Origin of the sequence: Paracraurococcus ruber (assembly GCF_004353985.1) — a bacterium.
Taxonomy (GTDB): domain Bacteria; phylum Pseudomonadota; class Alphaproteobacteria; order Acetobacterales; family Acetobacteraceae; genus Paracraurococcus; species Paracraurococcus ruber.
The window spans coordinates 177,787-188,134 of record NZ_SMOA01000001.1 but is presented as its reverse complement, the minus strand read 5'-3'; the positions used below and the strand labels follow the sequence as shown (position 1 = coordinate 188,134).

Annotated in this window: 9 protein-coding genes and 1 tRNA gene; 2 read left to right on the top strand and 8 right to left on the bottom strand. The window is 72.3% G+C overall.

Features of this window, described 5'->3' with window-relative positions; all coding sequences use genetic code 11:
- Positions 1 to 2,448, top strand: a 2,448-nt coding sequence (locus E2C05_RS00795) for an ATP-binding protein (protein ID WP_133217684.1), incomplete at its 5' end; no start/stop codon positions are given.
- On the opposite strand, the gene E2C05_RS00790 is transcribed toward E2C05_RS00795, so the two are convergent.
- Both E2C05_RS00790 and E2C05_RS33990 read right to left on the bottom strand, forming a co-directional pair.
- Positions 2,423 to 3,058 (bottom strand): methyltransferase domain-containing protein, encoded by a 636-nt coding sequence (locus E2C05_RS00790; protein WP_133217683.1) that lies wholly within the window; start codon positions 3,056 to 3,058, stop codon positions 2,423 to 2,425. The genes E2C05_RS00795 and E2C05_RS00790 overlap by 26 nt on opposite strands.
- Positions 3,055 to 3,741: a hypothetical protein gene (locus E2C05_RS33990; RefSeq protein ID WP_192912400.1), complete on the bottom strand. Its 687-nt coding sequence runs from the start codon at positions 3,739 to 3,741 to the stop codon at positions 3,055 to 3,057. The genes E2C05_RS00790 and E2C05_RS33990 overlap by 4 nt, the downstream gene beginning before the upstream one ends.
- 135 nt (positions 3,742 to 3,876) lie before the next feature.
- On the opposite strand from E2C05_RS33990, the gene E2C05_RS00780 reads away from it, so the two are divergent.
- Positions 3,877 to 3,953 (top strand) — tRNA-Met (locus E2C05_RS00780).
- Between the two features lie 56 nt (positions 3,954 to 4,009).
- Here the strand turns inward: E2C05_RS00780 and E2C05_RS00775 are convergent.
- The 6 genes from E2C05_RS00775 to E2C05_RS00750 form a co-directional block, all read right to left on the bottom strand.
- On the bottom strand, positions 4,010 to 5,539 hold the full coding sequence (locus E2C05_RS00775; protein WP_133217682.1) for an amidase: 1,530 nt from the start codon (positions 5,537 to 5,539) through the stop codon (positions 4,010 to 4,012).
- Positions 5,540 to 5,746: 207 nt separating this feature from the next.
- Entirely contained in the window at positions 5,747 to 6,487 is a 741-nt protein-coding gene (locus E2C05_RS00770) for an ABC transporter ATP-binding protein (protein WP_200305227.1), read from the bottom strand.
- Positions 6,480 to 7,229, bottom strand: coding sequence for an ABC transporter ATP-binding protein (locus E2C05_RS00765; RefSeq protein ID WP_133217681.1), 750 nt, complete (start codon positions 7,227 to 7,229; stop codon positions 6,480 to 6,482). The genes E2C05_RS00770 and E2C05_RS00765 overlap by 8 nt, the downstream gene beginning before the upstream one ends.
- On the bottom strand, positions 7,226 to 8,242 hold the full coding sequence (locus E2C05_RS00760) for a branched-chain amino acid ABC transporter permease (RefSeq protein ID WP_133217680.1): 1,017 nt from the start codon (positions 8,240 to 8,242) through the stop codon (positions 7,226 to 7,228). Before E2C05_RS00760 ends, E2C05_RS00765 begins: the two co-directional genes overlap by 4 nt.
- Complete coding sequence (locus tag E2C05_RS00755) at positions 8,242 to 9,453, bottom strand: substrate-binding protein (RefSeq protein ID WP_133217679.1); 1,212 nt, start codon at positions 9,451 to 9,453, stop codon at positions 8,242 to 8,244. The genes E2C05_RS00760 and E2C05_RS00755 overlap by 1 nt, the downstream gene beginning before the upstream one ends.
- A gap of 1 nt (position 9,454) precedes the next feature.
- Entirely contained in the window at positions 9,455 to 10,309 is an 855-nt protein-coding gene (locus tag E2C05_RS00750; RefSeq protein ID WP_200305229.1) for a branched-chain amino acid ABC transporter permease, read from the bottom strand.
- Positions 10,310 to 10,348 lie beyond the last annotated feature (39 nt).

Below are 10,348 nucleotides of genomic sequence, written 5' to 3'. Positions count from 1 at the left end.
CCCGGCGGCGCCGCGCGCCCGCCGGCCGAAGCCGCGGCGCCGATGGTCGGCCGCGACCGGGAGATGGCGCGGCTGCGCCAGGCGCTGGTGGCGACGGAGCCGGGGGAGGCGCGGATCGCCGCCGTCATCGGCGCGCCCGGCACCGGCAAGAGCCGCCTGTGCCAGGAATTCGCCGCCGCCTGCCGCGCGGAGGGGCTGCCGGTCGCCGCCATCCGCGTGCAGCCCTACGGCACGGCGCGGCCGCTGCAGCCGATGACGGAATTCCTCCGCTCCGCCTGGCTGGGGCTGGAGGCGGAGGAGGCCGGGCCGCTCTCCGCCGCGCGGGTCGAGCAGGCGCTGGCCGCCGCCGGCGCCGCCGACCCGGTGGATGCGGCGGTGGTCTGCGACTTCCTCGGCATCCCCGGCCGCATGGCCCTGCCGGCCTGGCTGAACCCGGTGGCGCGCATTGCCCGGCTGGTGGACATCGTCACCACGCTGGTGCGGCGGCGCGGCGCCGAACGCTCGGTCATCCTGCTCGAGGACCTGCACTGGCTGGACGAGGCGAGCGAGGGCTTCGTCGCGGCGCTGGCCGCGGCGGTGCGGGACACGCGCTGCCTGCTGGTGGTGAACAGCCGGCCGGGGCATGACCGGCCCTGGATGCAGCCGCCGCGCGCCAACCGGATCGCCCTGGCGGAGCTGGGCGAGGCGGAGACCGGGGCGCTGATCGCCAGCCTGGTCGGCCCGGACCCGGCGCTGGCCGGGCTGCGCGCCAGGATCGCCGCGCGCAGCGGCGGCAACCCCTTCTTCGCCGAGGAACTCGTCCGGGCGCTGCGCGGCCAGGGCATCATCGCCGGGGAGAGCGGCGCCTTCCGCCGCGGCGAGGCCGAGGGCCAGGGGGTGCTGCCGCCGAACCTGCAGGCGGTGATCGGCGCCCGCATCGACAGCCTGGCGGGCACGCCGCGGCGGGTGCTGCAGACGGCGGCGGTGATCGGCCAGACCTTCCGCCTGCCGGTGCTGCAGGCGGTGGCGCAGCTGGACCGCGCGGCGCTGGACGTGGCGCTGGCCGGGCTGTGCGAGGACGGGCTGCTGCAGCGCGCGCCGGGGATGGCGGAGCCGGACTTCCAGTTCCGCCACCCGCTGATCCGCGAAGTCGCCTACGGCATGCAGCTGCAGGCCCGCCGGGCGCCGCTGCACGCCGCGGTCGCCCGCGCCATGGAACGCCTGGACCCCGCCCGGCAGGAGGATGCGGCGGCGCTGATCGCCTACCACCACGAGGAAGGCGGGGAGCCGCGCCAGGCCGCGGTCTATGCCGCGCATGCCGCGCGCTGGCTGGGCCCGCGCAGCTCCGCCGAGGCGACGCGTTTCTGGCACAAGGTGCGCGGGCTGCTGGCCGGCATGCCGCGCGCCCCGGAGAGCGACCGGCTGCGGATCGAGGCGAGCGGCCAGATCGCCTGGGTCGGCTGGCGGGAGGGCCTGACGCCCGAGCAGGCGCGGCCCTTCGTCGAGGAGGCGCTGGGCTGGGCAGGCGAGACCGACGATTCGGTCCAGCCGCTGCTGATGCTGGTGGCGGCGCGGATCACGCAGGTGAATGGCGGCAGCGCCGACACCTTCGTCGCCGAGATCCGCCGGGCCATCGCCCTGGCCGCGGCGCGCGGCGATGCCGGGCGGGTGGCGACGCTGCAGGCGGCGCTGAGCCATGCCTATGGCTGGGCCGGGCTGCTGCGCCAGGCGCTGGAGGCGAGCGACGCCGCGCTGGCCGGCGTCGGCGCGGTGAGCGATTTCGACCACCGCTTCCTCGGCTACAGCCTGCGGCACTGGGCGCTGGCGCTGCGCGGGCGGATCCTGGTGCGGCTCGGCCGGTTCGAGGAGGGGACCGCCTGCCTCGACGCCATCATCGCGATCAACGAGCTGATCGACCCGACGGTGCAGTTCATCGGCCATGTCGGCTATGTGGACCTGGCCTGGTGCACCGACGACGCGGCGATGGCGGCGCGGCATGCCGCGAAGATCGCCGCGCTGGCGGCGCGGCACGGCAGCTCCTACCTGCGCGCCTATTCCGCCGCCATCGAGGCAATCGCCCGCGGCATCGCCGGCAACCATGACGCGGCGGCGGAGGGAATCGAGCGCAGCCTGGGCCTGCTGGCCGAGAGCCGCGCGGCGATCGAGTTCGAGCCGGAATTGCTGGCGAGCCTGGCCGAGCACCGGCTGCGCCTGGCCGATGCCGCGGGCGCGGCGGCGGCGGCGAGGCGGGCGATCGGGCTGGCGGCCAGCCGCGCCTCCCGCCTGCCGGCCTGCCGGGCGCGGATCACCCTGGCCCAGGCCCTGCCCGCCAGCACCGAGGCCGCCACCCTGCTGGCCGAGGCGGAGGCACTGATCGAGGAGACCGGAGCGACCATCTTCCGGCCGCGCTGGCGCCTGGCGCGGCGCGCGCTGGACGGCCGGGTCAGCCGGGAGGGACCCGGGCGATGAGCGTCGCCTCGGGCAGGCCATAGCCCGCGACCACCTCGACCACGAGGCCGAGCCGGTCGCGGCAATGCGCCGCCCAGCGTTCCGGCGGCGCGGCATAGAGGCCGGGCTTCGCCGGCGGCAGCAGCAGGTTCACCGCGAAGCCGCGCCGGCTGGTCCGCGCCAGCGCCGCCAGGGTCGCCGCCACCATCGCCTCCCAGACGATCAGGTCGTGGTCCAGGCGGACGTTGAAGATGCCGCTGGCCAGGCCGTAATCGGCGCCGCGCGGCGGGGCGGCGCCGGTGGCGAAGCGCGTGGCCGGCCGCCCGCGCCAGCGCCGGCGCGCTGCCCGCACCATGGCGGCCGCGACATCCACGCCGCAATAGTCCACCGCCCAGCCTGGGTGCCGGTCCTCGAGCAACTCCAGCAATGCGCCATAGCCGCAGCCGAGGTCGTTGACCGTGGCCGGCGCGGTGGTGTCGCAGAGCCGGAGAAGCTGGAGATGGCGGAGGTGCTGCGTCGGCATGCAGGTCCAGTCCACGCCCAGCGGCGTGGCGCCGAAGCGCGCCAGCCGTCCCGCGTAGTAGCCGGCGATGGCGCGGTGCAGGGGCCGCAACGCGGCCGCCCGGCTCACCCCTTCGGCTTCCGGCTCCGCCCGCGGGACCTAGGCGCCGCGGGTGGCGGCGCATCCGGCGGCGTGTCCGGCGCGGCGGGCGCATCCGGTGCCGCGGGCGCCGGTGCCGCCGCGGCCGGGCTGCCGGCGGGGCGCAGCCCGGTCGCCACCCCCGGCCCGCCGGATGGCCGCATGGGCAGGCAGATCGTCAGGAAGCGCTGCCCTTCGAGGTAGAAGAGCGGCGTGCCTTCCGAGACGACGACGAGGCCGGGTTCCAGCGTCCGCCCGTCATGCGCCTGCATGTAGCAGGGCAGCGGCCCGTCCTTGCGGTCGAAATTGGCGACCAGCGCGTTGACGATCCGCTCCTCCCCGGTCTCGCGGGGATTGTTCGACTGCATGCGCGGCAGCTTGGCCAGGTATTCCAGCCAGCGTTCCTTCGCCGCGCCGTGCAGCGCGCCGGTCAGGCCCAGCAGCGCGACGGATTGCAGGAAGGACCGGCCGGGCCGGAAGATGCCAAATTCCCGCTGCAGGGCCGCGATCTCGGCGATGCCGCCGGCCAGCGCGGCGCGCGCCGGCCCGGCGACGGCCGCGGCATTGGCGACCCAGGCTGGCTCCGGCGCCGGATGCGCCGGGCCGAAGCGCTGGTTGAAGCCGTTGATGAAGTGGTTGAAATAGATTTCATGCGGATCGATCAGCAATCCCATGGCGCGTTCCCATCCTCATGCCGGCGGCGCGGGCGCCGCTGCGCCGACGCACCGCCATTATTTGTTCTGAAATCAAAACACCAGATCACGCGGCTTGCATTCAAGGACCAAAGCGGCCATACCCCGCCACCGCGCGCCTGGGTAGCTCAGCTGGTTAGAGCACGGCACTCATAATGCCGGGGTCGCCGGTTCAAGTCCGGCCCCAGGTACCACCGCGCGGCGGCGCCGCCCACCGGATCGGGGCGGCCGAGGCCGCCCCCTCCCCGGCTCAGGCCTTCAGGGATTTCCAGTCCACCCCCGCCTCGAAGGCGGCGGAGGCGGCGTAGATCGTCTCCTCGTCGTTCATCCGCCCGACCAGCATCAGCCCGGCCGGCAGCCCGTCCACCAGGCCGCAGGGCAGGCTCATCGCCGGGTGGTGGGTGCAGTCGAAGGGCGAGGTGTTGGGCAGCATCTCGAAGGCGCGGTCGATGATCTCGGCCGGCTCCGCCGTCATCTCCGGCAGCTTCGTCGCCACCATCGGCAGCGTCGGCATCAGCAGCAGGTCGTACTGCGCCAGCACGCTGTCATAGGCGGCGCGCAACCGGCGCACCAGGTTCTGCGCCTTGGCGTAGTAGTGGCCGCGATGCCGCGTCGCCATGTAGTGGCCGAGCAGCATGGTGTTCTTCAGTGTGTCGGACAGCTCATCCGCCCGGCCGCGCCAGTTGCTGTGCGCATCCAGCAGCGAGGTGACGTAGAGCCCCTGCCAGTTGAAGCCGAAGCCGTTGCCCATCATCATCTGCATGGTGGCGCCTTCGGCCGCCACCGGCAGCCAGATGGCGCCGGCCACGCGGTGCATCGGGATGCTGACCGTCTCGACCGTGGCGCCGAGGCCGCGGAAGCGATCCGCGCCTTCCCGCACCAGCGCGTCGCTGGCTTCCATGCTCTGCGGCCAGCCGAAGCCTTCCTCGACGATGCCGATCCTGAGGCTCTTGGCGCCGCGCCGCATGGCGTCGCGGAAGGGGCGGGACTTGGCGCCGTACTGCCGCGGGTCCAGCCCGTCCGGCCCGGCCAGCACTTCCAGCAGCAGGGCATTGTCCTCGACGGTTGCGGTCATCGGCCCGGTGTGGTCGAGGGTGAGCTCGATCGGCATGATGCCGGAATAGGGGACGAGGCCATGCGTCGGCTTCAGCCCATAGATCCCGCAATAGGAGGCGGGCATGCGGATGGACCCGCCCTGGTCGCCGCCGATCGCCATCGGCACCTCGCCGGCCGCGACCACCGCCGCGCTGCCGGAGGACGAGCCGCCCGCCGAATAGCCCGGCTTGCGCGGATTGTGGACATGGCCGGAGGAGGCGGTGTGGCTGCCGCCGGAGAAGCAGAAATACTCGCAGACCGTCTTGCCGGCGATGGTGCCGCCGGCATCCAGGATGCGGGTGACGATGGTGGCGTCCACGTCCGGCACATAGCCTTCCAGGGTGGAGGCGCCGTTCATCATCGGCACGCCGGCGATGCAGACATTGTCCTTGACCGCGACGGTCTTGCCCTTCAGCGGGCCGGTGGACGCGCCTTCGATGGTGGTCTTCACATACCAGGCGCCATACGGGTTCTCCGCGGCGGCGGGGCGCTTGCCGGGCGTGCGCGGGTAGCGGACCTCCGGCACCTCGTCCGGCATCTGGTCCAGCAGGTTGTAGGCGGCGAAGCCGCCTTCCAGCTTCTGCAGGTGCTGGACGAGCTCCTTCTCCGGGATGCTCATGCCGAGCTCGGCCGCCACCTCCTGCAGCGTCGCGAGATCCGGCACCTTCAATGTGTGCGTCGTCATCCGGTGTCCCTCCTCCGTCATCCGGGGCAGATGGCCGGAGAGCGGAAGCGCTCGCCGGCGTCACCCTGCCCCTCACCGCAAAGCCCCAGGCCAGGTCCAGCCCGCCCTGGGGCGGCTTGCGCCGTCGCCCGGCTGCGCGCCGGCCCAAGCCGCCGTCCCCGCAGTGGCTTGGCGCGCCGCGGCGTTCGCGCCGCGCCGCGCCCCACGCTAGGGCGCGAGGTAGCGCAGCAGGCGGGGATCGTCGCGGACCGCCTCGCTCGGCCCCTCGAAGCCGACCCGGCCGCGATCCATCACCACGGCATGGCCGGCCACCCGCAGCGCCAGGTCCACATGCTGCTCGACGATCACCACGCCGATGCGCGTGGCGAGCTCGGTGAGCCGGTCGGCGATCTCCTCGATGACGCCGACCCAGACGCCCTCGGTCGGTTCGTCCAGCAGCAGCAGCTTCGGCTCGCCCAGCAGGGCGCGGCCGATCGCCACCATCTTGCGCTCCCCGCCCGAGAGCGTGCCGGCCGGCTGGGCGAGGCGCTGGCCGAGCTTGGGGAAGGCATCGATGGCAAGGTCGAGGGAGGGCGCGCGGCCGCCCCCCTGGCCGCCGCGCCGCGCCCCGATGGCGCCGACCATCAGGTTCTCCCGTACGCTCATGCGCGCGAAGACGGCGCCTTCCTGCGGCACATAGGCGATGCCGGACTTCACCCGCTGTTCCGTGCGCGCCCGCGTCATCTCCTGCCCGGCCAGGAAGATGCGCCCTTCCTCGGCCGGCAACTCGCCCATGATGGCGCGCATCAGCGTGGTCTTGCCGACGCCGTTGCGGCCGAGGATGGCGACCGCGCCACGCTGCGGCACCAGCAGGGAGATGCCGAACAGCACGCGGCTGCGGCCATAGCCGGCCTGCAGGTCCTGCACGTCGAGGATGGCGGGCGGGCGGAGCGGCAGGGCGTCAGGCACGGCGGGTATACACCGCCTGGACCTTCTCGCTGCCCTCAATCTCGGCGGGCGTCCCCTCGTCCAGCACCTTGCCTCCGTCCAGCACCGTCAAGCGGTCGCAGAACTCCTTGATGAAATCCAGGTCGTGCTCGACGATCACCAGCGCGCAATGCTCCCGGATCGGCTGCAGCAATTCGCCGGTGGCGCGGCGCTCCTCCGGGCTCATCCCGCCCGTCGGCTCGTCCAGCAGCAGCAGGCGCGGGCGGGCGGCCAGCGCCATGGCGATCTCCAGCCATTGCTGCTGGCCATGGCTGAGATTGGCGGCGACCGTATCGGCGTGCTCGGCCAGGCGGAACGCCGCGAGTTGCTCCATCACCGCCTCATGCAGGCTGCGCCTGGTTCGCGACAGCAGCAGCGCGCCCAGGCCCGGCGCGCCCGCGGCCTGCAGCGCCAGCAGCAGGTTGTCGTAGACGGTCAGCGACTTCAGCACCGCGGTGATCTGGAACTTGATGGACAAGCCGGCGCGGGCGCGGCGGGCGGGCTGGGCGGTGGTGATGTCCTCCCCGGCGAAGGACACGCTGCCTTCGTCCGGCAGGTGCTCCCCGGCGATGGCGCGCAGCAGCGTGCTCTTGCCCGAGCCGTTCGGGCCGATCAGGCCGTGGAAGCTGCGCGGCGCGACATCCAGGTCCACGCCGTCCAGCGCCCGCAAGGGGCCGAAGCGCTTGCCGACGCCGCGCAGCGAGAGGATGGGGTCGCCGCTCACTCCCCGGCTTCCCGCGGCTTCAGCACGGGCGCCGGCGCGCCGCGCGGCGGCCGGCCGAAGCGGCCGACCCGTTCGGACTCCGGCACCACGAAGCCGAGCAGCCCGGTGCGCTGGAAGACGATGACCAGCAGCAGCAGCAGGCCGAGGGCGATCGGCCAGAAGCTGGGCGAGAGGTCGGAAAGGCCGAGGCTCAGCCCTTCGATCGCGAAGGTGCCCACCACCGCGCCCGCCAGCGTGCCGGTGCCGCCGAACAGCGCGTAGAGCACCGCCATGGTGGACAGCTGCATGCCAAGGCTGACCGGCCCGGCGAAGCCTTCGTGATAGGCGTAGAGCCCGCCGCCTAGTCCCGCGACCAGCCCCGCCCAGCCGAAGACCGCCGCCTTGAACAGCGGCACGCGGTAGCCGAGGAAGGCGAGGCGCTTCTCGTCATCCCGAATCCCCGCCAGCACCAGTCCGAACTGCGACCGCACCAGCAGCCGGCAGAGCACATAGACGACGGCGAGGATGCCGAGCGCGAGGTAGTAGAAGCGCGGCCCCTCGAGGAACTCGAAGTCGCCGAATTGCAGCACCGGCACGCCGGAGATGCCGTTGCGGCCGCCGAGATACTCGGAGGCATTGACCAGCCGTTCCGCCGCGTAGGATCCCGTGAGCGTCCCGAGCGAGACGAAGATGATGCTGGGCTGCCGCCCCAGCAGCAGGAACCAGGCGAAGAGCAGGGCGAGGCCACCGCCGACCAGCGCCGCCACCGGCAGCGTCGCGGCAGCCTGCGCCAGGTCCAGGTCGCGCCCGATCAGCGCCACGCCATAGGCGCCGGCGCCGAAGAACAGCGCCTGGCCGAAGCTCATGATGCCGGCATGGCCCCAGACCAGGTCGAAGGACAGCGCCAGCAGGCAGAGGATCAGCACCCGCGTCGCGAAGATCACGCCGAAATCCTCCAGCGCGAGGGGGAGCAGGAGCAGCGCGAGCAGCCCCAGCCCCTCCAGCACCGGCAGGACGGCGATGCGTCGCCGCATCAGCACTCCTTCGGATCCACCATCTCGTAGCGCTGCTGCAGCTGGTAGTTCCCGGCCTTCGCCACCGCGATGTACATGTTCATCTTCGCGTGGTACTTGCCGGGCACCATCTCGGCGCCGCCACCCGGGCCGTTCGGGATGCTGGCCTTGTCGAAGGCCGCGGCCACCGTCTGCCGCGCCGTGTCGCCCTTGGTGGCGATCACCGCCTGCTCGTACAGCTTCATGGCGCGCCACACGCCTGTCGCGGCGCTGCCGGCGACGAAGCGGTACTGGCTGCCCGGCCAGCGGGCGTTGTACTTCGCCAGCAGCTCCTTGCTGAAGCTGTCGTCCAGCGCCTGGAAGTAGTCGAGGCAGGTGGCCAGCCCCTCCATCTCCTCCGGACGGTTCACGTTCAGCATGTTCTCGTCATAGTAGACGCAGGCCAGCCGCCCGCCGCGGCCGAGGAAGCCGGCGGTGTGCAGCTGCTTGAAGAAGGGGCCGACGCCCGGCGGGATGACTGTGTTGAACACGCAGTCCACCCGGTCGTTCATGATGCGCGCGACGGTGGAGGAATACTCGATCTGGTCGATCGGGTAGTATTCCTCGAACACGACCTCGCCGCCATTCGCCTCGATCACCTTGCGGGCGTAGCGGTTCAGCAGGCGCGGCCAGACATAGTTGGCGCTGGGCAGGCAGAAACGCTTGGCGCCCTGCTTCACCAGCCAGGGGATGAACTCGTCGCATTGCTGCGCCGGCGTCGGGCCGGTGTTGAACAGGAAGGGCGTGCATTCCTGCCCTTCATAGAGCTGCGGGTAGATGTAGAGGGTGCGGCCGCGCGTCACGATCGGGTCCTTGATCGCCTGGCGCATGCTGCTGGTGATGCCGCCGATGACGAGGTCCACGCGTTCCCGCTGGATCAGCCGGCGGACATTGGCGACGGCGGTGGTCTCGTTGCTCGCCGTGTCCTCCAGGTGCAGCTGGATCGGGCGGCCGGCGATGCCGCCGGCGGCGTTGATCTCCTCCGCCACCATCTGCGCGGTCTGCCAGCAGGAATTGCCGGCATAGGCGATGGCGCCGGTGATGTCGGTGGCGATGCCGATCTTGATCGGCCCGGTCTGCGCATTCGCCCAGGACGGCCGCAGCACCCAGGACCCGGTGCCGACCGCGGCCCAGGTGCCGAGGCCTGCGCCCAGCAATTGACGCCGTGTCGGCGCTTTCGTCTCGTCCCTCATCTCAAGCCCCCTTGCGATGGATGAACCCCTGCGGCCGCAGCTTGATGACCACCAGCGCCAGCACGAAGACCAGCACATCCGCCAGGATCGGCGGCACCACCCAGGGCAGGCCGGCGCTGAGCATGCCGATGGCGGCGCTGCCCAGCACCGGCCCCTCGAAGCTGCCGACGCCGCCCAGCATGACCGAGAGGAATCCCTGCACCAGGAAGCGCAGCCCGAGATCGGCGAAAAGCGAGAACAGCGGCACCACCAGCGCGCCGGCCAGGCCTGCGAGGCCGGCGCCGAAGGCGAAGGTCGCGGCATAGAGCCGGGTGGTGGAGATGCCGGAGGCGCGCGCCAGCGCCGGATTCTCCAGCGCCGCCCGCACCTGCAGGCCGAGCGTGGTGCGCGCCAGCAGCAGCCAGGCGCCCAGCACGACCGCCAGCGTGACGAGGATGACGACGCTGCGCCACGCCGGCACGGTCAGGCCCAGCAGGTCGAAGGACCCGCCGACCGGCTCCCCCACCGTGTGGAATTGCCCGCCGGTCAGGCCCCGCACCACCTCCCGCAGCACCAGCCCGATGGCGTAGGTGCCCAGCATGCCGACGACCGGCGAGGCATAGAAGCGGTGCACCACCGTGCGTTCCAGCAGCCAGCCGATGGCGGCGACGATGAAGGGGGCGGCCAGCATGCCGGCCCAGGACGGGAAGCCGTTCCGCTCCGCCACCCAGACCGTGAAGGCACCCAGCAGGACGAACTCGCCATGGGCGAAGTTGAACACGCCCATCATGCTGGCGACGATGCCCAGGCCAAGCACGACCAGGACCATGATGGCGGTGAAGGAAAGCAGGTCGAAAGCCAGATTCAGCAGAAGCAAGCTTTTCTCGCTCCACGCACGGGTTCCGCCGGGCAGTCG

Excerpts from the sequence above, each read along its gene's own strand:
- E2C05_RS33990 (WP_192912400.1), bottom strand. The coding sequence starts at position 3,741 with ATGGGATTGCTGATCGATCCGCATGAAATCTATTTCAACCACTTCATC.
- E2C05_RS00775 (WP_133217682.1), bottom strand. The coding sequence starts at position 5,539 with ATGACGACGCACACATTGAAGGTGCCGGATCTCGCGACGCTGCAGGAG.
- E2C05_RS00760 (WP_133217680.1), bottom strand. The coding sequence starts at position 8,242 with ATGCGGCGACGCATCGCCGTCCTGCCGGTGCTGGAGGGGCTGGGGCTG.
- E2C05_RS00755 (WP_133217679.1), bottom strand. The coding sequence starts at position 9,453 with ATGAGGGACGAGACGAAAGCGCCGACACGGCGTCAATTGCTGGGCGCA.